The organism is Streptomyces sp. NPDC091292 (genome assembly GCF_044757265.1).
Taxonomy (GTDB): Bacteria; Actinomycetota; Actinomycetes; order Streptomycetales; family Streptomycetaceae; genus Streptomyces.
This window is the reverse complement of the sequence record NZ_JBIVUQ010000011.1, coordinates 1-21,956: the sequence shown is the minus strand read 5'-3', so window position 1 is coordinate 21,956 and position 21,956 is coordinate 1. Positions and strand designations below refer to the sequence as shown.

General features: G+C 71.6%; 18 protein-coding genes. 6 read left to right on the top strand and 12 right to left on the bottom strand.

Annotation, left to right across the window (positions count from 1 at the left end; translation table 11 throughout):
* Positions 1-41 precede the first annotated feature (41 nt).
* Positions 42-2,813 (bottom strand): class IV lanthionine synthetase LanL, encoded by a 2,772-nt coding sequence (gene lanL / locus ACIQNU_RS26680; protein ID WP_401371195.1) that lies wholly within the window; start codon positions 2,811-2,813, stop codon positions 42-44.
* A 1,669-nt stretch (positions 2,814-4,482) separates the two neighbouring features.
* Between lanL and ACIQNU_RS26675 the strand changes: the two genes are divergently transcribed.
* Positions 4,483-5,184 carry an alpha/beta fold hydrolase gene (locus tag ACIQNU_RS26675; RefSeq protein ID WP_401371193.1) on the top strand — a complete coding sequence of 234 codons (702 nt, stop codon included), beginning with the start codon at positions 4,483-4,485 and terminating at the stop codon, positions 5,182-5,184.
* A 45-nt stretch (positions 5,185-5,229) separates the two neighbouring features.
* Positions 5,230-6,084, top strand: a complete 855-nt coding sequence (locus ACIQNU_RS26670) for a GNAT family N-acetyltransferase (protein WP_401371191.1) — start codon at positions 5,230-5,232, stop codon at positions 6,082-6,084.
* On the opposite strand, the gene ACIQNU_RS26665 is transcribed toward ACIQNU_RS26670, so the two are convergent.
* The 3 genes from ACIQNU_RS26665 to ACIQNU_RS26655 form a co-directional block, all read right to left on the bottom strand.
* Positions 6,081-6,482, bottom strand: a complete 402-nt coding sequence (locus tag ACIQNU_RS26665) for a hypothetical protein (RefSeq protein ID WP_401371190.1) — start codon at positions 6,480-6,482, stop codon at positions 6,081-6,083. The genes ACIQNU_RS26670 and ACIQNU_RS26665 overlap by 4 nt on opposite strands.
* A gap of 121 nt (positions 6,483-6,603) precedes the next feature.
* The gene (locus tag ACIQNU_RS26660; protein ID WP_401371188.1) at positions 6,604-7,581 is read right to left on the bottom strand and encodes a helix-turn-helix domain-containing protein; all 978 of its coding nucleotides are present in this window, start codon (positions 7,579-7,581) and stop codon (positions 6,604-6,606) included.
* 123 nt (positions 7,582-7,704) lie between these two features.
* A complete protein-coding gene (locus ACIQNU_RS26655) occupies positions 7,705-8,538 on the bottom strand; it encodes an alpha/beta fold hydrolase (protein ID WP_401371186.1) in 834 nt (277 codons plus the stop codon).
* A gap of 177 nt (positions 8,539-8,715) precedes the next feature.
* On the opposite strand from ACIQNU_RS26655, the gene ACIQNU_RS26650 reads away from it, so the two are divergent.
* Positions 8,716-9,153, top strand: a complete 438-nt coding sequence (locus ACIQNU_RS26650) for an ATP-binding protein (RefSeq protein WP_401371185.1) — start codon at positions 8,716-8,718, stop codon at positions 9,151-9,153.
* Between the two features lie 48 nt (positions 9,154-9,201).
* Here ACIQNU_RS26650 and argF read toward each other — a convergent pair whose 3' ends face one another.
* From argF to ACIQNU_RS26630, 4 genes are all read right to left on the bottom strand, one after another.
* Complete coding sequence (gene argF, locus ACIQNU_RS26645) at positions 9,202-10,215, bottom strand: ornithine carbamoyltransferase (protein ID WP_401371183.1); 1,014 nt, start codon at positions 10,213-10,215, stop codon at positions 9,202-9,204.
* Between the two features lie 131 nt (positions 10,216-10,346).
* On the bottom strand, positions 10,347-11,582 hold the full coding sequence (locus ACIQNU_RS26640) for an arginine deiminase (protein ID WP_401371182.1): 1,236 nt from the start codon (positions 11,580-11,582) through the stop codon (positions 10,347-10,349).
* Positions 11,583-11,660: 78 nt separating this feature from the next.
* On the bottom strand, positions 11,661-12,431 hold the full coding sequence (locus ACIQNU_RS26635; protein WP_401371180.1) for a class F sortase: 771 nt from the start codon (positions 12,429-12,431) through the stop codon (positions 11,661-11,663).
* A gap of 272 nt (positions 12,432-12,703) precedes the next feature.
* A complete protein-coding gene (locus tag ACIQNU_RS26630; RefSeq protein ID WP_401371177.1) occupies positions 12,704-13,216 on the bottom strand; it encodes a hypothetical protein in 513 nt (170 codons plus the stop codon).
* Positions 13,217-13,671: 455 nt separating this feature from the next.
* Here ACIQNU_RS26630 and ACIQNU_RS26625 point away from each other — a divergent pair, with 455 nt between their 5' ends.
* Positions 13,672-15,255, top strand: coding sequence for a 3' terminal RNA ribose 2'-O-methyltransferase Hen1 (locus tag ACIQNU_RS26625; protein WP_401371174.1), 1,584 nt, complete (start codon positions 13,672-13,674; stop codon positions 15,253-15,255).
* On the top strand, positions 15,252-17,777 hold the full coding sequence (locus ACIQNU_RS26620) for a polynucleotide kinase-phosphatase (protein WP_401371171.1): 2,526 nt from the start codon (positions 15,252-15,254) through the stop codon (positions 17,775-17,777). The genes ACIQNU_RS26625 and ACIQNU_RS26620 overlap by 4 nt, the downstream gene beginning before the upstream one ends.
* 113 nt (positions 17,778-17,890) lie before the next feature.
* Here the strand turns inward: ACIQNU_RS26620 and ACIQNU_RS26615 are convergent, their stop codons facing one another.
* The gene (locus tag ACIQNU_RS26615; RefSeq protein WP_401371169.1) at positions 17,891-18,814 is read right to left on the bottom strand and encodes an LLM class F420-dependent oxidoreductase; all 924 of its coding nucleotides are present in this window, start codon (positions 18,812-18,814) and stop codon (positions 17,891-17,893) included.
* A gap of 247 nt (positions 18,815-19,061) precedes the next feature.
* On the opposite strand from ACIQNU_RS26615, the gene ACIQNU_RS26610 reads away from it, so the two are divergent.
* The gene (locus ACIQNU_RS26610) at positions 19,062-19,346 is read left to right on the top strand and encodes a hypothetical protein (protein WP_401371166.1); all 285 of its coding nucleotides are present in this window, start codon (positions 19,062-19,064) and stop codon (positions 19,344-19,346) included.
* Between the two features lie 143 nt (positions 19,347-19,489).
* Here the strand turns inward: ACIQNU_RS26610 and ACIQNU_RS26605 are convergent, their stop codons facing one another.
* From ACIQNU_RS26605 to ACIQNU_RS26595, 3 genes are all read right to left on the bottom strand, one after another.
* The gene (locus tag ACIQNU_RS26605; protein ID WP_401371163.1) at positions 19,490-19,972 is read right to left on the bottom strand and encodes a DUF6099 family protein; all 483 of its coding nucleotides are present in this window, start codon (positions 19,970-19,972) and stop codon (positions 19,490-19,492) included.
* A gap of 184 nt (positions 19,973-20,156) precedes the next feature.
* Positions 20,157-20,519, bottom strand: coding sequence for a nucleotide pyrophosphohydrolase (locus ACIQNU_RS26600; protein WP_401371161.1), 363 nt, complete (start codon positions 20,517-20,519; stop codon positions 20,157-20,159).
* Complete coding sequence (locus ACIQNU_RS26595) at positions 20,516-21,739, bottom strand: ATP-binding protein (protein WP_401371158.1); 1,224 nt, start codon at positions 21,737-21,739, stop codon at positions 20,516-20,518. The genes ACIQNU_RS26600 and ACIQNU_RS26595 overlap by 4 nt, the downstream gene beginning before the upstream one ends.
* Between the last annotated feature and the right edge of the window lie 217 nt (positions 21,740-21,956).

Sequence of the window (21,956 nt, the reverse complement as noted above, 5' to 3'; positions counted from 1 at the left end):
CTTCTTCCTTCTCTGAGAGGTGGCGGCAGGCCTCCTGCCGCTCAGCCCGGCAGCTGGATCATCCAGTGCCGGGAGTCGGTGTGCCGCAGCCGCAGGAGGAACGCCAGGATCCCGGCGGATCCGTCGCTCCAACTGGTCGAGACGTCCCCGTACTCGTTGGGGAAGACCGCGTGGCCATGGCGGTGGGCGGCTTCCGCGAGGACGAGGCGGGCCAGCTCCTCGGCCTGCGTCCGGTACGCGGGGTCGCCCGTGGCCTCGGCCATGTCGAGCAGGAAGTCACCGTTGCCCGCAAGGCCGTGGCACTGGGTGAGGGGGGCGCGGGAGGCGCGTTCCGTGACGGAACGGGTGCTGAGGTGGGCGAGGTCGCCGAATCTGTCGTCACCGGTGACCTGCCACAGCCGGACCAGGAAGCTGCCGATGCCCGCCGCACCGTGGCACCAGTACGGGGCCGTGGGCGTGTCCGTGGCGTAGGCGGGCCACTGGGCCGCCCCGCCCACGAGTACGGCGTCGGCCACCAGTTGCTCGCCGATCTCCACGGCCAGTTCCCTGTGCTCGGGGCGGTGTGGGACGAGCCCGGCGGAGAGGAGGAAACAGCCGATCCCGGCCGTCCCGTGGGCGAAACCGAGATAACGCTTGCCGACTTCTCCGGACAGGGCGTCCGCGGGAACCGGCCAGCCCACCGCGGACGCCTCGCGCTGCGCGGCGGCGGCCAGTCGGTCGGCCGCGTCGGCGGCAAGCGCGGCGAAGCGCGGGTCGCCCGTACGGTGCCACAGGTGGAGGGCGGCCGTGCCGCTGCCCGCGGTGCCGTGGGTGATGTCGTGGTGGAGCGTGGAGTCCTGCGGAGCCAGTGCCAGGGCCAGCGCGTGGTCGACGAGCGCCCGGTCGTCGATGGCGCGGCCCGCGTCGTACAGCGCCCACGCGGTGCCCCGGCCGCCGAAGTGGAGTCCGGGGCGGGTGGAGCGGGTGTCGGAGCGGCGCGCGGTCCAGTGGCCCGCGGTCGAGATCACCTCGGGCAGGCGGGGGTCCTTGGTGAGTTCGTAGTACCGCGTCAGGACGGCCAGGACCCCGGCCGAGCCCTGCTGCACGGTGCAGGGGCCGGTCTCGCCTGCCGTGGTCGACACCGGCCACAGCCTGCGTTCGTCCGCCGGATTCATCGATGCGACGAGGTGGTCCACGATCCCGGCCACCAGGCCGCTGAGTCCGGCCACCTCCGGGCGGTGGACCGGGGCGGCCGGCGTCCGTCTCCCGGCCTCGCGGGTCTGCGGCGCCGGGGGGCGGGCGCCGGGTCGCGCGGGGCCCGACGTCCGAAGGGCCTCGCGTGCCCTGGCCGGGTCCCAGCGCTCGGCGGGATCGTCCCGCATCAGTCCGAGGATCATCGCCGCCATGCCGCCGGGCAGGCGGAGCGGCCCGGCGCAGGCGTTCAGCCAGGCGGCGAGCCGTTCCTCGGGGGCCTTGCCTGCGGGCTCCTCGGACAGCAGGTTCGGTACCTTCCCGGCCAGCACGAAGCACGCCGTCGCGCCGAGGCTGTAGTAGTCGGCGGTCGCCGAGACGGGTGCGTCGGCCAGCCGCTCGGGGGCGCTGAAGCCGGGGGTTCCCACCCGGGTCGGCGGGGAGGTGCCGTCGTCCACGACGGCGAGTTCGAGGTCGATGAGGCGTAGTTCACCGTCCGGGCGGACCATGACGTTGGCCGGGGTGAAGTCCCGGAGAACGCAGCCGTGGGAGTGGGCCGCCGCGACCAGCTCCACCAGACGTACGACCTGGGCCAGGGCATCGGCGCGGTAGCACTCGGCCCCGACGTCGCGGAAGTGCTCGGCGACCCAGGTGCGCAGGGTGACGCCCGGAACCTCGCTCTGGGCCAGGAACAGATGGTGGCCGTGTTCGAAGAGCGCCAGCGCTTCCGGAGCCAGTTCCGTGCCCTGAAGCCGCTCCAGGGTCCTGGCCTCGGCCCGCAGCCAGTCGCGTACATCGCGGCCGGAGGCGTCGGCCTCCACGTGCGGCCGTGTTTCCTTGATCACCACGGGGTGGCCGGTGTGGACGTCGGTGCCCCGGTAGACGCCGCCCTTGTTGGTGTGCCGGATCGCCTCCCGCACGGCGAAACGACCGCCGAGCACCACAGGTCCCGGCGCGCCGCTCGCCGCGGCCGGTGTGCGTGGAGGGAGGGGCGCCGCGCCGGGGAACGGGGAGACCGCCCAGGGGGGCGGGGAGTAGCGGCCGGTGCGCTCGTCCTCCACGGGATTTCCGGCGGGGTCCTTGATGAACCACATCAGCAGACCGTCGTCCGACAGCCGCTGCCTGCCGACGAAGGCCCCGTAGCGATAGTGCACCAGGCTGTGCGCGGCATAGGGCTGATCGGACAGGATCCGCGGGCCGGCCAGCCCGGTCGTGGCTCTGTCCAACTCCTGGGCGAGCCGGGCGGCGTCGGCGTCGGAACGGGGGTAGACGGTGAGGAACTTGCCGGAACTCCCCCTGGGTGTGGCCCTGGAGTTGAGTGCGCTCACCTGGTCGAGGGAGCGGGCGAACTTGAACCCGGACCCGTCCGGCAGCAGCACTTCCAACGCCCTTGTGAGGACGGTCGGCGCGGAGCCGGCTGTCGCCGACAGGTGGAGTTTCCAGCCTTGTTCGGGGTGGCTCCCCGAGCGCGGTGCGACGCGGCACCACAAGTCGTCCGTGGCGACCGTCCAGCGCGTGTCCGTACCCGTGACGAGCAGCGCGCGATGGAGAAGGGCTTGCAACCCGTCTTCGGTCTCGGCCTCGACTTCGGCCTCGACTTCACCCTCGGCTCCGGTCTCGGCCTCAGTTGCGTCGTTCGTCATGAGCACCCTTCCCACCAGCGAGAACCGCTGGTCGGAACGTGCCCACGTCACAGGTACGTTCACCGTGGGCCCGCTGGAATCACTTGATTTGCTGAGCGCGCGGTGGTGCGCCGTCCCTTCACAGCGGCGACCGGCGCGGGGACGGCGCACGGACGGCGAGCGCTGGTTGTAACGGGCTTAGTGGGCCAAGCAGTTCACCCGAAGGCTCTGGGGCAGACCGGCGGCGGAGCCTGTGGAGCGAGGCAGCCATGGGAAAGTGCAGCGGCGAGACGTTGCCGTGTGCCCGAGATTTGAACCATGTCCGGGCCCCGCCCGTTGGGGAAGTATCCGGCCAGACCGGATCGGGCGAGCGGAGCGCACGGGCAACAGCGGGCCGGTGGAGAACCGCCCCGGTCGCCCTGCCGGTCTTGGTGGCGACTAAATCGATTACGGGGATGTAGCACGCATGTCAGATGAGGGTCGGAGGAACTTCGCCTCGAACAATCCCTACGGGGACGAGTATCGGCGCCAGTGGAGTCGGGAGGCGCCGGCAGGACGCACTCCGCAGGGCAGCGGCCCGATCGACCCTGAGCTGGCGCGACAGATCATGGCCCAGGAGGCCAGAGGGTATCTGGCGCGGACGGAACCGTCGCAGATGGATCCGGGCCAGGCGCGGTCGGCACGGCCGGGGGCGACACTGCCTGAGTACCGGGAGCAGGCCGCTACCTGGGAACGGCCCTCGGGCACCTGGGTGGCCGCTGTCGACCGGGATGCTCAGGACCAGTTGAGGGAGCGGGAGCGGCAACAGGGCAGGGGGACGCCTCCAGCGGAAAACCCCGACCAGTGGGACTACCAAACCATGGATCCGGCCGAGGCAGCGGCAGCGGCAGCGGCAGCGGCAGCGGGGACGTGGCAACAACCGTCTGCCCCGGCTCACTCCTCGGCGTACTCGCAGGGATACTCGGGGGGCTACCAACAGCCCCAGTTCCAGGGGTATGCGGGGGGCACGACACTCAGTCCGGAACAGGCCGCGTACTTCTCCCATCAAAGTGCCCAGCCCCAGTCTCAGTCTCAGCCGTACTCGGCAGACCCGCCCCTGGCGGACGAGCTGACACGGGAGGCGAACCGGCGGGCCTACGAGCAGGCCCAGGCATTCTCGGCGGTCGACTTCCCGGCAGGTGACTTCCAGGGGCCGTTCCAGCCGACCCAGCGCCACAACCCGCCCCCGGTGAATCACGTGGCCGGACCCGCCAACGACAGCCTGTCGCAGTTCAATCTGCATGTCGCCAGGGCTGCGCCATCGACGAACTCCCGTGAACCAGGGCTGAGTCGGAACCATGCGGTGAGACGCTCCCGCATGGAGCAGGGAGGGCCCCAGGGACGACGTGCAAGAGGAGGCAGCACCGGCTGAGGTGCAGCCGCTACGAGACCGACGGCCCCGGACCAACCGGGGCCGTCGTCAGGGCTCCCTCCCCACTCATCAAGTGCCGCGTCGAGTTCTGTCCGCCGACGCGAAGCGAAAACCCCTGACAGCCGATCGGCACCGGCACCTCCGCCCGCCTGCCCTCCCACCCGCACGGCTGCACGGCCAGCCGGACGCCTTCTCACGGGCGATGACGCGTTTCGTGACGGCCACTCGCCGGAAGATCTCCGACAATCGGATGAATCAAGGTGATCTAGGAGTAATCGCATGAGTTCTGGCCAGAACCCTGTCAAAAATGTCGTCCTCGTCCACGGAGGATTCGTGGACGGCTCCGGCTGGCAGTCGGTGTACCGCCTCCTGACCCGCGACGGATTCCGCGTGAGCGTCGTGCAGAACCCGACCCACTCCCTCGCGGGCGACGCGGCGGCCACGCGCCAGGTGCTGGACGCCCAGGACGGGCCCGCCGTGCTCGTGGGCCACTCCTACGGCGGGGCCGTGATCACCGAGGCGGGCCGACACGACAGTGTGGCCGCGCTCGTCTACATCGCGGCCTTCGCGCCGGACAAGGACGAGTCGGTCGGCACCCTCATCGCCGACCCGGCTCCCGGCGCGCCCGTACCGCCGATCCTGCCGCCCCAGGACGGCTTCCTCTTCCTGGACCGGGAGAAGTTCGCCGCGTCGTTCGCGGGCGATGTCGCCGCCGAGGACGCCCGGTTCATGGCGGACTCGCAGGTTCCGTGGGGTCTGGACGCGCTGAACGGGCCGGTCACCGAGGCCGCCTGGCGGACCCGGCCGAGCTGGTACCTCGTCACGACCGAGGACCGGATGATCCCGCCCCCGGCGCAGCGCGCGATGGCCGAGCGGGCCGGAGCCACCGTGAGCGAGACCTCCGCGAGCCACGCCGTGTACGTCTCGCAGCCGGAAGCCGTGGCCGAGCTGATCAAGCGGGCCGCCGCCCGGCAGGATTGACTGTCCCGCTGCCGCCCGACCTGTCACACAAGGAGTAGCTGATTCATGACCGATGTCGTCGATCCGTCCGTCGCCGAGCGGTCCGAGGCCGAGGCGCTCTTCAGCTTCGAGACGGAGGCTCCCGAGGCCGTCCGTACCGCACTGGGCATGAGCGCCGCGCGGATCGGTGGCGGAGTGGTGCTGTCGATGCGCGAGGACGTCACCCACTACTGGAGCAAGGCCCTCGGCTTCGGTGTCACCGCGCCGGTCACCGCCGAGTCGATCGGCGAGGTCTGCGCCTTCTACCGGGCGCAGCGGACTCCGCAGGCCACCTTCCAGATCGCGCCCGCCTTCCTGCCCAAGGAGTGGGCGGAGGTGTGCGAGCGGGAAGGAATCGTCCCGGCGTCGTCCTGGGTGAAGCTCGCCTGCCCGACCGATGAGGCCGTCGCCCGCGCCGACGCGCTGGGCATGTCCCCCGCCAGAATCCAGGTGGCCCCTGTGGAGGCGGACCGGGCCGCCGAGTGGGGATCGGTCATGATGCGGGCCTTCGGAATGCCGGTCGAGCGGTACGCGGAGATGGGCGCCGCGACCGCGACCCGGCCGGGGTGGCACCCCTTCGCGGCCTGGCTGGACGGGGAGATCGTCGGCACCGGAACCCTTCACGTCCATGGTGGGACGGCGCAGATGTTCGCCGGTGCCGTACTGCCCCACGCCCGCAAGCGCGGCGGTCAGACCGCTCTGCTGGCGGCGCGGGCCCGGGTGGCCCAGGAGCTGGGGTGCCGTCTGCTCATCGCGGAGACGGGCGCCGAGTCCGGTGCCGGGACCGCGGGGACCCATAATTCTTCGCTGCACAACATGCTCCGCCTCGGCTTCCAGGTGGCCTACGAACGCCGCAACTGGTCCTGGCAGCCACGCCGTTAGCCCGCCTGCGGCCGGCACATCTCCCGGAGTGCCGCGTCTGCCGCCTCCGCCACCGACGTCCACGCCGGGGCGGCCACGTATTCCTCGTCCCCGGCCCACCCCTTTTCCTCGATCAGCGAATTCAGGAGATCCGCGAGGCGTTTCATCGCGGCGACCTCCGTGTCGTTTCTGAGGACCGGCCCCCACGCGGCTTCGGGGTCGTCCAGGACGTGATGGTCGTCGTACAGCACATTGATCGCCGTCGTGAGGTCGCCCGGCGGGTCGTCCGCCGCCGGTGTGCGCCGGACCCAGGCGCGCTGTTGGTAGGAGACATCGGAGAGAGACCTCAGCGCGGCGGCGATCCGCGGCCGGGCCTCAGGGAATTCGACACCCTCGATCACCACTTCGGGCTGTTCCATTGTTCCCCCGTGTGATCCACTTACCGATCTGTGTGGCCAGGGTCTGTCCACCGTCTCCCAGCATGCGCCTGACCAGCCCGGCCGTCGTTGGCGAGGGGTCCATGATTGCTTGACGCTCCGTCTACTCCAAGGGCCCGATGGCCCGGCGACGGTGGACGGTCGGCGGAATTCCGTAGGCGTCACGGAACGCCCGGCTGAAAGCGGCCGGGTGGGTGAATCCCCAGCGCGCCGCGATGGCGTGGACGGGAATGCCACGCAGCGCCGGATCGGCCAGGTCGTCGCGGGCCCGCGCCAGTCGTGTACGGCGCAGATAGGCGGACACGGATTCGTCCGTGTCCTGGAAGATCCGGTGGAGATAGCTGAGGGAAATTCCATGCGCCTGGGAGATCGCCCGAGGGGTCAGCTGCGGGTCCTGAAGATGGGCCTGGATGAATGCCCTGATTTCCAGCGCCAGATTCCGCCGATACGTTTCGGGCGGTACGGAATCCTCCGCGTCGAGGGTGTGGGCGAACAGCGCGGCGACCAGATCGAGCAGTACGGTCCCCAGCCGTGGCCCGTCGGACACCGCGTACTGGTCGGTGTGCTCGGTCACCTGCACGAGGAACTGCGCCAGCAGGACGCCGATCCCCTCCCGCCCCGACAGCCGGTGCCCGATGATCCGGTCGGCCCGGTCCCTGGGCAGCGGCAACAGCGCCTTGGGCACCTCGACACCCACCGACCTGATGGGCTCGGGGCCGGTCCAGATGTCGTAGGGCCGCGAGGAGTCGTTCACATGGAAGTCGAACGGGTTGTATGTCGCGACCCGCTGCTCGCCCCAGGTGGCGCCGGCGGCCCCGTTCAGCAGAAGGGAGAGGTGGTACACCTCGGGATCGGACTGCCGGATCAGCTTCGGTGTCCGCCGGAAGACCAGGGGCTGGAAAGAGGCCGGCCAGACGGTCACCTCACCCAGCGAGATGAACCTCTGGAACGCCCGGAAATCCGCCGCGTACTCGCTGCTGAGGTCCATCGGGGCATGGGTCCGCGCCATGCGTTCACGCCAGCTTTCGAACCGGTCCGCCGCCGGTACGTCCTCGCTCCGGAACACTGTCTCGATCAGCATGCCCCCACCACTTTCGCATCGAGCCGACGCTCCGACTCTCCAGCGATACGCCTCAATGTACCCATGCACCCAATACCTGGCGATGCCACCATGCGGGCGGTGATGTGGCGTACGTGGAGCGGATCAGCCCGTCGTCACGATGAACTCCCTGAGTGCGTCGGAAAGTTGCCCCGGCTGGTCCTCGGCGATGAGGGTCCGTGAGTCGGTGATCTCGACGAGCCGGCCCTGCGGAAGGAGCGCGGCGAGGCGGCTGCCGTGCTCGCGGGGCATCATCAGGTCCTCGGTCGCCCAGACGACGAGGGCGGGCCGGTCGAACTTCGCCAGGCCCTCGACCGCTTCGAGGAGTTCGGTCCCGCGTACGGCCCTGCCGTAGCGCCGGAAGTCGGCGCGGATCGCCGGGTCGGTGCGCAGCGGCTCCAGCCAGCCCGCCACGATCTCGTCGGGGATCGGATACTTCGCGAGGGCGCCGATTCCGACGGGCAGCTTACGCAGCGCCTTCAGACCGAGGGTCCGTACCAGGAACGGGATGCCGCCGGGGGTCCGGCAGGCGAGCGTGAGCATCTTGCCGGGCAGCCCCGGCGGGTAGTTGTCGAACGCCTCGCAGGAGATCAGGACGAGCCGGGCCAGCCGTTCCGGGTGGCGGGCCGCGACGGTCTGGGCCCGTCCGCAGTCGCTCTCGACCAGGGTCACGTCCCGCAGGTCGAGGCGGTCCAGGAACTCCACGATCATGGCGTTGACGGAGTCCGGGGAGAGCGGCACGTCGGGGTTCATCGGGGTGCGGTGGGCGCCGTAGGGCAGCGTCGGCGTGATCAGCCGGAAGCCGGGGCCGAGGGCGGTGACGACCTTGCGCCAGACCGTGGCGTCGTGGACCAGCCCGTGCAGCAGGACGACGACGGGGCCGTCCCCGCCGCTGTCTCCGTACGTGAGCGTGCCTCCGGTGAGTGCGACGTCCGGCATGACGAGACCTCCCAGGGGTGGTGTGCTGGGTCCATCCTGGCCCGGTGCGCGTGCCCGCACCATTGGCCGACCAGGGGCGGAGGTCCCCTGTTCGCCCTACCGTCGGCCCTGCCGCGGCACCCCGTACCATTCATAAGGTTGACGGCAGGACCACCTGCTCCCCCGAACGGACATGTCGTGCCCGAACCCTCCGCCCCCGCCTCCTGGCGTATCGCGCTGCCGCACACCACTGCGGCGGTGCCGGTGGCGCGTGCCCTGGTGCGGACGGCGCTCGCCGACATCGAGCACGCCGCCGACAGTGACACGGCGGAGCTGCTCACGGCCGAGCTGGTCGCCAACGCGGTGGAGCACACGGCGGGCGACGATCCGATCGAGCTGGTGGTGGAGCTGCTGCCGACCGGCTGTCAGGTGGAGGTGCACGATCCGGACCCCGCACCGCCGCACCATCTCACCCGGCCGGGACCGCTGGGCGAGCCGGATCCCTGGCAGGAGCACGGGCGGGGGCTGCTGCTGATCCGGACGCTGAGTTCGTCGTGCGGGCACCGGGCGACGGAGACCGGCAAGGCGGTGTGGTTCACGCTGCCCTCGGTGCCGCGCCAGCGCCGGCACTCCTGATCGCCCATACGCCGAAACCCGCACGCGCGGTCGAGTTCGGGGGCGGGTTCAGGCGAGGGTCGCCACCAGGACCGCCTTGATGGTGTGCAGCCGGTTCTCGGCCTCGTCGAAGACGACCGAATGGTCCGACTCGAACACCTCGTCGGTGACCTCCAGGGAGTCCAGGCCGTGGCTCTCGTAGATGTCGCGGCCCACCTTCGTCCCCAGGTCGTGGAAGGCCGGCAGGCAGTGCAGGAACCGCACCTGCGCATTGCCCGTGGCGCGCAGCACGTCCATGGTCACGGCGTACGGCGCGAGTGCGGTGATCCGCTCGTCCCACACCTCCTTGGGCTCCCCCATCGACACCCACACATCGGTGGCGACGAAGTCGGCGCCCCGCACGCCTTCCGTGGTGTCCTCGGTGAGCGTGATGACGGCGCCGCTCGTCCCGGCCAGCTCCCGCGCGCGGGTGAGCACGGCGTCGGCGGGCCAGTACGCCTCGGGCGCCACGATCCGGACGTCCATACCGAGCAGCGCGCCCGTGATCAGGTACGAGTTGCCCATGTTGAAGCGGGCGTCACCGAGGTAGGCGAGGACGTACGGGTCCCGGTCGATGTCCTTGGCGCAGTGCTCGGTCATGGTGAGGACGTCGGCGAGCATCTGGGTGGGGTGCCAGTCGTCGGTGAGGCCGTTGTAGACGGGCACGCCCGCGTGGGCGGCGAGTTCCTCGACGGCTGCCTGGCTGTCGCCGCGGTACTCGATGGCGTCGAACATGCGGCCGAGCACGCGTGCGGTGTCCTTGACGGACTCCTTGTGCCCGATCTGGGAGCCGGAGGGGTCGAGATACGTGGTCGTGGCGCCCTGGTCGGCGGCGGCGACCTCGAAGGCGCAGCGGGTGCGGGTCGAGGTCTTCTCGAAGATCAGGGCGATGTTCCGGCCCCGTAGCTCCTGGGTCTCCGTGCCGGCCTTCTTGGCGGCCTTCAGCTCGGCGGCCAGCCGGACCAGGCCGAGGAACTCCTGCGCGGTGAAGTCCAGCTCCTTGACGAAGTGACGGCCGGTGAAACCGGTCGGGACATGCACCATGGCGGGGACTCCTGGATCGGCTGAGGACTGCGGGGCGGAGAGCTGCGGGACCGGGAATTGCGGGGCCCGGGACTTTGGAAGTCTATACGATAACCCACATTTATATACGGACTGGGGGCCCGGGGTATGCGTCAGCGGACGGCGTCCCGCTCCACCGGACAGCTCATGCACCGTGGCCCGCCGCGCCCCCTGCCGAGTTCGCTGCCGCGGATCTCGATCACCTCGATGCCCTGTTTCCGCAGATGGGCGTTGGTGGTCGCGTTGCGCTCGTAGGCGATGACGACGCCGGGTTCGACCGCGAGGACATTGCAGCCGTCGTCCCACTGCTCGCGCTCCGCCGCGTGGACGTCCTGGGTGGCGGTGAGGACCCGGATCTCGCCCAGGCCGAGCGCGGCGGCGACGGCGCGGTGCATGTGCTCCGGCGGATGGTCCGTGACCTTCAACTCGCGGGCGTCCACGCCCGGTTCGATGGTGTACGAGCGGAGCATGCCGAGGCCCGCGTACTGCGTGAAGGTGTCCGCGTCGACCATCGTCATCACAGTGTCCAGATGCATGAACGCGCGCCGCTTCGGCATGTCGAGCGCCACGATCGTCCGCGCCGACCCGGCCGCGAACAGTTTGTGCGCGAGCATCTCGACGGCCTGGGGTGTGGTCCGCTCGCTCATGCCGATGAGTACGGCGCCGTTGCCGATGACCAGGACGTCGCCGCCCTCGATGGTCGACGGATAGTCGAGCTGGCCCTCGGACCAGACGTGGAAGGGCCCGGCGTCGGCGGTGTGGAACAGCGGGTGGTGCCGGTAGATCGCCTCGAAGTGGACGGTCTCGCGCTGCCGCGCGGGCCAGCGCATCGCGTTGATCGACACACCGTCGTAGATCCAGGCGGAGGTGTCGCGGGTGAAGAGGTGGTTGGGGAGCGGGCCGAGCAGGAAGTCGTCGAGTTCCATGGCGTGGAAGCGGACGGAGGTCGGTTCGGGGTGCCCGGCCAGGAACTCCCGCTTGGTCATGCCGCCGACCAGCGCCTCGCAGAGTTCGGCGGCGGGCAGCGTCTCGAAGGCGGCCCGCAGATGGCCGGTGGCCAGCGGCCCGTACTCCTTCTCGTCGAAGACGCGGTCCAGGACGAGGTTCCGGGCTGCCGGGATCTCCAGCGACTCGGTGAGCAGGTCGCCGAAGAGGTGGACCTCGACGCCCCGGTCCCGCAGGACGCCGGCGAACCCGTCGTGCTCCTGCCGGGCCCGGCGTACCCACAGGACGTCGTCGAAGAGGAGGGCGTCCTTGTTGCTGGGGGTGAGGCGTTTCAGCTCCAGATCCGGCCGGTGGAGTATGACGCGGCGCAGCCGGCCGGTCTCGGAGTCGACGTGGAATCCCATGGGCCCATCCTTCCCCGCCCCGCCACCGGACGCGCGCCCTTCGGCCGACCCGCGCACGCCGGGCCGGAGAAGGCGCGCCTACCGTACGTCGGTCAGCTTGGCGAACGCGATCACATTCGCGTCGTACCCCTGGCCACCGGTGAACGTGCCGCCGCACGTCATGAGCCGCAGCTCGGGCGTGCCGGTGTCTGCGTACACGCGTTCGGCGGGGAAGTCGTCGCGGGGCACGACCTCGACCCCGTAGACGGTGAACACGGCGGTCTTGCCGTCGTCCCGTGCGATCTCGACGGTCGAGCCCTTGGGGAGGGCGCCGAGGGAGTAGAAGACGGCGGGGCCGCGCCGGGTGTCGACATGGCCGGAGATCACGGCCGTGCCCTGCTCGCCCGGTGTGGGTCCGGAGGCGAACCAGCCCGCCGTGTCGGCCCGTTCGGGCGGCGGTGCGTCGATCTGTCCCTGTGCGTCGTAGCCGATGTCCAGGAAGGGCGCGTTCACGCCGATCGACGGGATCGCGAGGCGTGCGGGGCGCGACGGGCTCATCGGGGCGTGGGCGCCGGGCGCGATCTCCCCGAAGCGCGAGGGGCGGGACCCCTTGGCGCCGTCCTGCGACCCGCTCTTGCCCGGCGCGGCTCCCACGGCCGCCGCGGCGGTGGGCTGCGGCGGATCGGCGTACGGGTCCCCCTGCACGAGCCGGACGCCGAGAAGCACGGCGAGGGCGACCATCGACCAGCCGCCGCGCCTGTGCCGGCCCCGCCGGGACCGGGGGTTCATGATCTCGGCGCGTACGGCCTGGGCGTGCGCGGTCTCGGGGTCGACGTAGACCGCGCGGGCGGTCTTGTGCTGCCAGAACATGCGGCGGGCTCCTTCTGCGGCGCGACGGTAGGCGAGTACGCGGCGCGGTTCGGCGGTGGAGTGTGCCTGCCCCCGGGGCGAGAGGTTCCGCCGACGGGGGTGCGCGGGCCCGGGGGCGGGCGGGAGCGCGGATCCCGCTCCCGGAGCGCCCCGGGAGCGGGTGGTCGGCGGGTGGTGGGAGGGTGGTGGGAGGGTGGTCGGCGGCTGGTGAGTGGATCGGATCGGATCGGGGAGTCAGCGGGACAGGGGATCAGGGGGACCCGGAGTCAGGGTCAGGCCTGGCGGGCGCGGCGCTGACGCAGCAGGAAGGCCCCGCCGAGTCCGGCACCGGCGATCAGCACGGATCCGGCGACCGCGTGCGTGGTGTTGTTCTGGTCGATGCCGAATCCGGCGTGGGCGCCGCGGCCCGGGACGACTTCGAGGACACCGCGCAGCTCGGAGCCGTTCTCGCACCGGCCCGTGATGTCATGGCGGCCCGGCCGTGTCTCGTCGGGCAGGTGCAGGCGGCCCGTCAGGGTACGGTCCCCGAAGCCCCGGGTGAGCTTCACCCGGTTCGCGTCACGGATCGAATCCGTGTCGACCCAGGCGAACTGGCTGTCACCGCAGTGGAACGTGGTGACCTCCACCGAGCCGCCGGAGCGGGCCGGGTTGGGCCGGAAGTCGAGGGTCTCCTCGTTGCGCGGGGGGCCGCCCGCGGGAGCGGCGGCGGCGAAGGCCGGCGCCACGGCCAGGGCGGCCGTCGCGGCGGCCATCCCGGCCGAGACCAGAATGCGTCGTACGTTCATGTGATCCTCCGTCAGGCGCCAACCGCGCAAGGGCCATTACCCATGCGCTGACGAGAGTCGGCACCGTCGATCACTCATGTGAAAGCGCCCCCGGGGCCACCGCATCTCCAGCCGCTCGTCCGCCAGTGGGAATTTCCGCCTCCTGCGGGCGCCCGCGACCGAACACCGCAGGTCACACGGGCCCGCGCTAGGACAGTCAGGTGATCTTGCCGGGGTGCGCCCGCACGGGTCGGCGGGGCCCGTACGGAGCAAGCCCACTGGACCCGGGGCCGGGGGGTGGCGTGGGGTACGGGCGGGCGCTCGGATCGCGTCCGCGCGGAGGTGGGGGGTGGCGGCCGGGCAGCGGCCGGGCACGGGCGGTGCGAGGTCCGGACGGGGGCCGTGTCGGGCCGTCGGCGTCCGGGTACGGGAAAAGTCCCTGGATACGGGCGCCGCGCCCGGCGATACTCGGTCAGGTGTTCCTGACGATCAGTACGACCGGTACCCCCGAACGCCCCGCGACCGACCTCGGGTTTCTGCTGCACAAGCATCCCGGGCGCGCCCAGGCGTTCTCCACCTCGCACGGCACGGCGCACGTCTTCTACCCCGAGGCGACGCCCGAGCGCTGCACGGCCGCGCTGTTGCTGGAGGTGGATCCGGTGGCGCTGGTCCGGCGCGGCAAGGGCAAGGGCCGGGGCGGCGCGCCGGACGCGACGCTCGCGCAGTACGTGAACGACCGCCCCTACGCCGCGTCGTCCCTGCTCGCGGTCGCGCTGAGCGGGGTGTTCTCCAGCGCGATGAAGGGGCAGTGCAAGGCGCGGCCCGAGCTGCCGGGCGTACCGCTGCCGCTGCGTGTCGAGGTGCCCGCGCTGCCCGCGCGCGGCGGAGCCGACCTGGTCCGTGCGCTGTTCGAGCCGCTGGGCTGGACGGTGACGGCGGACCCCGTACCGCTGGACGACCGCTTCCCGGAGTGGGGCGCCTCGCGGTACGTACGGCTCGTCCTCGACGGCACCCCGACCCTCGCCGAGGCGCTGCGGCATCTGTACGTCCTGCTGCCGGTCCTCGACGACGCCAAGCACTACTGGGTCTCCGAGGACGAGGTCGACAAGCTGCTGCGCGCGGGCGAGGGCTGGCTCGCGGCGCACCCGGAGCAGAACGTCATCACCAGCCGCTACCTGGCGCGCCGCTGGTCGCTGACGCGCGCCGCGAGGGAACGCCTTGAGCTGGCACGCCTCGCGGAGGCCGACGACAGCGAGGTCGAGGAGATCGACAACGCCGTGGACGAGGGCACGGACACCGAGGAGAAGCCGGTGCCGCTCGCGGTCAGCCGCCGGGCGGCGATCGTCACCGCGCTGCACGACGCGGGTGCGGGCCGGGTGCTCGACCTGGGCTGCGGTCAGGGCCAGTTGGTGCAGGCGCTGCTCAAGGACGCCCGGTTCACGGAGGTCGTCGGCGTCGACGTGTCCGTACGGGCGCTGACCATCGCCTCGCGGCGGCTGCGTCTGGACACGATGGGCGAGCGGCAGGCCGCGCGCGTGAAGCTCTTCCAGGGCTCGCTCACGTACACCGACCGCCGTCTCACCGGGTACGACGCCGCGGTGCTCAGCGAGGTGATCGAGCATGTCGACCCGCCCCGGCTGTCGGCCCTGGAGTACGCGGTGTTCGGCGCCGCGCGTCCGGCCACGGTGGTCGTGACCACGCCGAACGTCGAGTACAACGTGCGCTGGGAGTCGCTGCCCGCCGGGCATGTCCGGCACGGCGACCACCGCTTCGAGTGGCGGCGCGACGAGTTCCGTGCCTGGGCGGACGCCGTGGCCGCGCGGCACGGCTACACCGTCGAACTCCGTCCTGTGGGCCCCGACGACCCCGAGGTGGGGCCGCCCACCCAGCTGGCCCTGTTCCGCAGGGCGGCGGACCCTGAGCCGGAGGAGGGCCCGAGCCCTCGCCAGGACGCCCGCCACGACACGGACCACGGCCCCCGTCACCATCCCGACCACGACACCCCCCGCGACACCGGCCACGCCCCCGGGCGCGACACCGCGAAGGAGGAGGCCGCATGACCCGCACGCTGCCCGTCACCGACCTGTGCCTCGTGGTGCTGATCGGCGCCACCGGCTCCGGCAAGTCGACCTTCGCCCTCCGCCACTTCAAGCCGACGGAGGTCCTGTCCAGCGACTTCTGCCGCGGCCTGGTCTCCGACGACGAGAACGACCAGGCGGCCTCCCGCGACGCCTTCGACGTCCTGCACTACATCGCGGGCAAGCGCCTCGCCGCCGGCCGCCGCACCGTCGTCGACGCCACGAACGTCCAGTCCGACGCCCGGAAGCAGCTCGTCCGGCTGGCCCGCGAGTACGACGTCATGCCCCAGGCGATCGTCCTCGACGTGCCCGAGTCGGTGTGCGCGGAACGCAACGCCGCGCGCCCCGACCGGGCCGGCATGCCGCGCCATGTGATCCAGCGCCACCAGCGCGAACTCCGCCGCTCGCTGCGCGGCCTCGAACGCGAGGGTTTCCGCAAGGTGCACATCCTGCGCGGCGTCGAGGAGATCGACGGCGCGGAGATCGTCACCGAGAAGCGCTTCAACGACCTCACCCACCTCACCGGTCCCTTCGACATCATCGGCGACATCCACGGCTGCCGCTCCGAGCTGGACACCCTGCTGACCCGGCTCGGCTACGTCGACGGCGTCCACCCCGACGGCCGCACCGCCGTCTTCGTCGGCGACCTCGTGGACCGGGGCCCCGACAGTCCCGGGGTGCTGCGGCGCGTGATGGCGATGGTCGCGTCGGGCAACGCGCTGTGCGTGCCCGGCAACCACGAGAACAAGCTCGGCCGCTGGCTCGCCGGCAAGAAGGTCCAGCTCACCCATGGTCTCGCCGAGACCGCTGAGCAGTTCGACCGCGAGAGCGACGAGTTCCGCGCAGACGTCGCCGAGTTCGTCCGCGGTCTGGTCAGCCACTACGTCCTCGACGGAGGCAACCTCGTGGTCTGCCACGCCGGGCTGCCCGAGAAGTACCACGGCCGCACCTCCGGCCGGGTCCGCTCGCACGCCCTGTACGGCGACACCACCGGCGAGACCGACGAGTTCGGCCTGCCCGTGCGCTACCCGTGGGCCGAGGACTACCGGGGCCACGCGGCCGTCGTCTACGGTCACACCCCGGTGCCCGACGCCCGCTGGCTGAACAACACCCTCTGCCTGGACACCGGCTGTGTCTTCGGCGGCGCCCTCACCGCCCTGCGCTGGCCCGAACGCGAACTGGTCGACGTACCGGCCGAGCAGGTCTGGTACGAGCCCGTCCGCCCGCTCGCCGCCGAGGCACCGGGTGGTCACGAGGGGCGGCCCCTCGACCTGTCGGACGTGCACGGGCGGCGGGTCGTGGAGACCCGGCACGCCGGGCGGATCGCCGTGCGCGAGGAGAACGCGGCGGCGGCCCTGGAGGTCATGAGCCGCTTCGCGGTCGACCCGCGGCTCGTGCCCTACCTCCCGCCGACCATGGCACCCACCGCGACCTCTTCGCGCGAGGGCTTCCTGGAGCACCCCGCCGAGGCGTTCGCCCAGTACCTGTCCGACGGGGTCGAGCGTGTCGTGTGCGAGGAGAAGCACATGGGTTCGCGCGCGGTGGCGCTGGTGTGCCGCGACGCGGACGCGGCACGGGAACGCTTCGGCGTGGACGGCCCGACCGGCTCCCTCTACACCCGCACCGGCCGGCCCTTCTTCGACGACGAGAAGATCACCGAGGAGATCCTCGGCCGGCTGCGCGCCGCCGCGACGGGCGCCGGGCTGTGGGAATCGCTCGACACGGACTGGCTGCTGCTCGACGCGGAGCTGATGCCGTGGTCGCTGAAGGCGTCCGGGCTGCTGCGGGCCCAGTACGCGGCGGTCGGCGCCGCCTCGGGCGCCGTGCTGCCGGAGGCCGTCGCGGCCCTCGAAGCGGCCTCCGCGCGCGGCACGGACGTGGCCGGCCTGCTGGCCCGGCAGCGCGAACGGGCCGTGGACGCCGCCGCGTTCACCGACGCCTACCGTCGCTACTGCTGGACCACCGACGGTCTCGACGGTGTCCATCTCGCCCCCTTCCAGATCCTCGCTGTCCGTGGCCGGTCCCTCGCCGGGCTCCCGCACGACGAGCAACTGGCCCTCATCGACCGGCTCGTGGAACACGACCCGACCGGTCTGCTGCGCACCACCCGCCGTCTCCTCGTCGACACCGGCGACGAGGCGTCGGTTCAGGCGGGCGTCGACTGGTGGCTGGAGATGACGGGCCAGGGCGGTGAGGGCATGGTGGTGAAGCCGCTCGGCGCCCTCGTCCGCACCGGTCAGGACCGGCTCGTACAGCCCGGTGTGAAGTGCCGGGGCCGGGAGTACCTGCGGATCATCTACGGTCCCGAGTACACCCGCCCCGACAACCTCGCCCGGCTCCGCGGCCGTCACCTGGGCCACAAGCGCTCCCTCGCCCTGCGCGAGTACGCACTCGGCCTGGAGGCCCTGGACCGTCTCGCCGGGGACGAGCCGCTGTGGCGCGTCCACGAAGCGGTGTTCGCGGTGCTGTCCCTGGAGTCGGAACCGGTGGACCCCCGCCTCTGACACCCCCGAACGACACCCCGTCCGCGGGAGCCGGCCCACGCCCGGCGGCAGGGGGGAGACCGCGCCTCACGGCGCGCCTCCCTCTGCCGCCGGACCCCCGGACAGCGGCTCCGCTACGACAACTGCGACTGGACCTGCGACGCGATCAGCTCCAGATGGTCCAGGTCGGACAGGTCCAGCATCTGGAGGTAGATCCGCCGGGAACCGATCGCCTCGTACCGCCCGATCTTGTCGACGACCTCCGCCGGGGAACCTGCGAGACCGTTGGCCTTGAGTTCGGCCACGTCCCGGCCGATCGCGGCGGCCCGCCGGGCGACCTCGGCATCGTCCTTGCCGACACAGGCCACGAGCGCGTTGGAGTACACCAGCGTGTCCCTGCCCCTTCCGGCCTGTTCCGCCGCGTCCCCGACCCGGCCGAACTGGCGCTCACTGTCCTCGATCGACGCGAACGGCATGTTGAACTCGTCGGCGTACTGCGCGGCGAGGCGCGGTGTGCGGGTCGCGCCGTGCCCGCCGATCAGCACGGGCACCTTGGCCTGCGCGGGCTTCGGCAGTGCGGGTGAGTCGGTCAGTTGGTAGTACCTCCCGTCGAAGCTGAACGTCTTGCCGATGTCCGTCGCCCACAGCCCCGTGACAATCGCGAGCTGCTCCTCCAGGCGCGCGATCTTCTCCTTGGGGAACGGAATCCCGTACGCCGTGTGCTCCTGCTCGAACCATCCGGCGCCCAGGCCCAGTTCGACGCGGCCTCCCGACATCTGGTCGACCTGCGCGACCTGGATCGCGAGCACACCCGGCAGCCGGAAGGTGCCGGCCGTCATCAGCGTGCCCAGCCGGATCCGCTTGGTCTCGCGGGCGAGCCCGGCCAGTGTGATCCAGGCGTCGGTGGGTCCGGGCAGCCCGTCGGACGAGCCCATGGAGAGGAAATGGTCGGAGCGGAAGAACGCGTCGAATCCGAGGTCCTCGGTCGCCTTGGCGACGGTCAGGAGTGTGTCGTAGGTCGCGCCCTGCTGGGGCTCTGTGAAGATGCGAAGATCCATACCTCCATCCTGCACGGTCGAACACACGTCAACCGTCCTGGTCGTGCCGCCGTGGCCGGGCCACGGTCGGGTGAAATTCCGTCAACCGCCGGCCGCGACGGCGCCCGCGACGGTGACCCGGTCTCTCAGTGATCGTTGGCGTGGGCGGTGCCGGACCGCCCGGCATCCGCGCCGGTGGCCGCCGCCGATGCGTCGCTTGTGTCACCGCTCCTCCCCCACGCGGAGGGCGAAGGCCGAGGAGGCCGCCATGTCCCAGGAAGCCGGTCCCGAACAGTCCGGGCACGAACTGTCCACGCGGGTCGCCACCGAGCCGACCGTGCCCGGCCGACAGGGGTCGCCCAAGGGCCTGTTGCAGCAGATGGAAGAGCTGATGGCAGCGCTCACCGCGGATCTGTCGCAGCTCGACGCCGACCTCCAGCAGTCCTCGGGCGCCCGTCGCCCGTCGCCGGACACCACGGCGGCCGGCGACACAGCCGCCTCCGGGAGGGCCCCCGAAACCGCCTCCGGGAGGGGCGCCGGCCCGGACTTCTGACCGCCGGACCCGCCACCGCGACCACCCGGCCGTCGTCCAGTGGGCGAGCGCGCACAGCGTCCACGAGATCGGCCACCATTGCCTAAACCGCGTCGGCCGGCGCATCGCCCCGGGCGCCGATCGCCGCGGCGCCGTCCCGGCCTTCACGAAGCCCCCGCCGTCGAGTCGGGCTCCGCGATGGCCTGGTCGCGCACCAGCAGTCTGCGGATCATCTCCACGACCCGGTCCCGGCATTCGTCCGCCGCGTCGATCGCCTCCATGCACTGCCAGTAGGTGCCTTCTTCTTCGGCCGAGTAGGCGATGCCGACCAGCGCGATCCCGACGTCGCCGAGCAGGGCGCCCAACTCCACCAGGGCGCGCCGGGCGTCGCTGATCTCCGTCAGCCGCGCCGCCCGTATTCCCTCGATACCGAGGGCCGGGATGTCGAGCGCGCCGCAGCCACGGCCGCCGATCTCGCTGAGGCCGAGCGCCTCGCCCCGTAACTCCGGCGGACCTGTCACCGCCAGCCTGCTGCCCATCGCCTGGGCCAGGGCCTGAGCCTGCCACGACTCGGTCATGATGCCCGGTGCGTCGGTCCTCGCCGCCAGGGCACGTCTGCTCACTCCGATGAGCCGCACCGCATCCATCCGCCGCCCCTGCCTCTCCGGGACGTGCCCCGCGACACGTCCGCTCCAACTCCTTTGTCCACTACCTAGAGTGAGCACCTTCGGGACGAAAAGCCAGAGGTAGCCCGATATTTGTGGACAGAAAATCGAATGTGGATAAGACATCCACTCCGGAGAGTGACGAAGTTGTCAGAGACGGGCAGGTTCAGGCCCCTTCTTCCGGGATCGGGAAGCGGTGTTCGTTGCGGTCGATCTTCGCGGCGAGCGCGGCGAGCGGGTCGACGCCCAGCACCTCGCAGAGCTGAAGGAGGTAGGCGAGGACGTCCGCCACCTCGTCGGTCACGCGGTGCGCCGTGCCGGGGTCGTCCATGACCCGCGCCGACTGCTCGGGGGTCAACCACTGGAAGATCTCGACGAGTTCGGAGGCTTCCACGCTGAGCGCGGCGACGAGGTTCTTGGGGGTGTGGAAGGGCTGCCAGTGCCGTGCGGCGGCGAATTCGGTCAACCGTCGCTGCAAGGAGGGGACGTCGAGAGGTGTTGCGTGGGGCTCTGAGGATGCGGTGGTCACCGTCCCAGGTCTACCACCGTGAGAACACCGGCCCTCGCGGCCTCCCCTGTCTCCCCCGTCTCCTGCGTCTCCCCCGTCTCCCCCATCTCCACCCTTGTCGCCTCGCTCAGCGGTGCCGTTTCGCCCACCGTCCCCACCAGCCGGATGTGCCCGCGTGCACACATCGCGTGGGCGAGAGTGACGAGTTCGCGGAACTGGCGGGCGTCGAGGCACCGGTCGAGGCCGTCGGTGAGGACGGTGAGCGACTGGTAGGCGGACGGGACCTCGGCCACCGGGTCGACTTCCAGTACTCCCGGTCCGGTGAGCAGGACCAGGGCGAACGCCAGGTACCGCAGCTCGCCCTCGCCCAGTTGCCGCACGGGGGTACGGACCCCGTCGCCCCGGTCGACGACCGCCCGTACCGTGCCGTCGGGCAGCGCCTCGGTGAGCACGTCGGCGACCGGCCCCGCGCAGCCCGCGCGGACGGCGTTGACGAAGAGACCGTGGCGTCGGCCGCACTCCGCGCGCGTGCGCAGCAGGACATCGGCGAGGTTGTCGCAGCCGCTCAGGAGCCGGCCGTCGCCACAGGGGACGGGCGCGCGCATACGGTCCGGGCGCGGGTCGCACGCGAACACCGATCGCAGGGCGACGACGGCCTGTTCCGCCGCCGCGATCACCAGACGCTGTCCGTCGGTCTTGCCCGCGACGCGCAGCGGCACGAGCGCGGTGCCCAGGAGGTCGTCGGGCAGGGGCGCGCGGGTCACCGGTGTGGCCCCCGCGGTGTGCCAGGCCGCCTGCACGGTGGGCCGGCCGGGGTCCCGTAACGCCGTCTCCAGGAGGGTCAGCCCGTCGAGGGTGAGGCGTTCGCCGACGATCCGCAGTTCGGGTTCGGCCTGGACGGCGAGGTCGAGCCGTACGGCTCCGGCGGGGCCGTCGACCGTGCAGCCGATGCGGAAGCCGCGCCGCTGTTCGGCGTCGGGGCGGGCCCGTTCGGGTACGCACGCGGCCGGGTCGGGGAACGCCTCGGCGAGGGACGCGCCGCCGCCGAGCCGCGCCAACGCCTCGTACGCGCGCAGGGCACCTGTTTTGCCGCTGCCGCTGGGGCCCGCGAAGAGCGTCAGGGGGCCCAGCGGGTAGGTGGCGGCGCGGTGCGCGGCGAAGGCGGACAGCCGGAGTTCGGTGAGGCCGGGGCGGCCGGGCCGCGCGGACGGCCCGGCCGCCCCGCGGGAAAGCACAGTCATGTCTCCGGACGGTAGGGACCGCCGGTCCAGGCGAACCGTTCCGCCTGAACCGGCTTCCTACGAACGAGGGATCAGACCGGGGAACAGAACGGATCGCGCGCGCTTGGCCACCGCCCCGCCTAAGAGCGTCCGCCAGTAGGCGTTGAGCCGGGCTATCGGATGCGGGGGCTGCGCGGGCGGTTGTCCCAGCGGTGGGTGTGCCAGGCTCGTCGGATCG

What these genes read in the sequence shown, in the direction of transcription:
- ACIQNU_RS26620 (WP_401371171.1), top strand. Translation starts at nt 15,252, where the DNA reads ATGACCCGCACGCTGCCCGTCACCGACCTGTGCCTCGTGGTGCTGATC.
- ACIQNU_RS26640 (WP_401371182.1), bottom strand. Translation starts at nt 11,582, where the DNA reads ATGGGATTCCACGTCGACTCCGAGACCGGCCGGCTGCGCCGCGTCATA.
- ACIQNU_RS26610 (WP_401371166.1), top strand. Translation starts at nt 19,062, where the DNA reads ATGTCCCAGGAAGCCGGTCCCGAACAGTCCGGGCACGAACTGTCCACG.
- lanL (WP_401371195.1), bottom strand. Translation starts at nt 2,813, where the DNA reads ATGACGAACGACGCAACTGAGGCCGAGACCGGAGCCGAGGGTGAAGTC.
- ACIQNU_RS26665 (WP_401371190.1), bottom strand. Translation starts at nt 6,482, where the DNA reads ATGGAACAGCCCGAAGTGGTGATCGAGGGTGTCGAATTCCCTGAGGCC.
- ACIQNU_RS26670 (WP_401371191.1), top strand. Translation starts at nt 5,230, where the DNA reads ATGACCGATGTCGTCGATCCGTCCGTCGCCGAGCGGTCCGAGGCCGAG.
- ACIQNU_RS26595 (WP_401371158.1), bottom strand. Translation starts at nt 21,739, where the DNA reads ATGACTGTGCTTTCCCGCGGGGCGGCCGGGCCGTCCGCGCGGCCCGGC.
- ACIQNU_RS26655 (WP_401371186.1), bottom strand. Translation starts at nt 8,538, where the DNA reads ATGCCGGACGTCGCACTCACCGGAGGCACGCTCACGTACGGAGACAGC.
- ACIQNU_RS26675 (WP_401371193.1), top strand. Translation starts at nt 4,483, where the DNA reads ATGAGTTCTGGCCAGAACCCTGTCAAAAATGTCGTCCTCGTCCACGGA.
- ACIQNU_RS26630 (WP_401371177.1), bottom strand. Translation starts at nt 13,216, where the DNA reads ATGAACGTACGACGCATTCTGGTCTCGGCCGGGATGGCCGCCGCGACG.
- ACIQNU_RS26605 (WP_401371163.1), bottom strand. Translation starts at nt 19,972, where the DNA reads ATGGATGCGGTGCGGCTCATCGGAGTGAGCAGACGTGCCCTGGCGGCG.
- ACIQNU_RS26635 (WP_401371180.1), bottom strand. Translation starts at nt 12,431, where the DNA reads ATGTTCTGGCAGCACAAGACCGCCCGCGCGGTCTACGTCGACCCCGAG.
- ACIQNU_RS26615 (WP_401371169.1), bottom strand. Translation starts at nt 18,814, where the DNA reads ATGGATCTTCGCATCTTCACAGAGCCCCAGCAGGGCGCGACCTACGAC.
- argF (WP_401371183.1), bottom strand. Translation starts at nt 10,215, where the DNA reads ATGGTGCATGTCCCGACCGGTTTCACCGGCCGTCACTTCGTCAAGGAG.
- ACIQNU_RS26660 (WP_401371188.1), bottom strand. Translation starts at nt 7,581, where the DNA reads ATGCTGATCGAGACAGTGTTCCGGAGCGAGGACGTACCGGCGGCGGAC.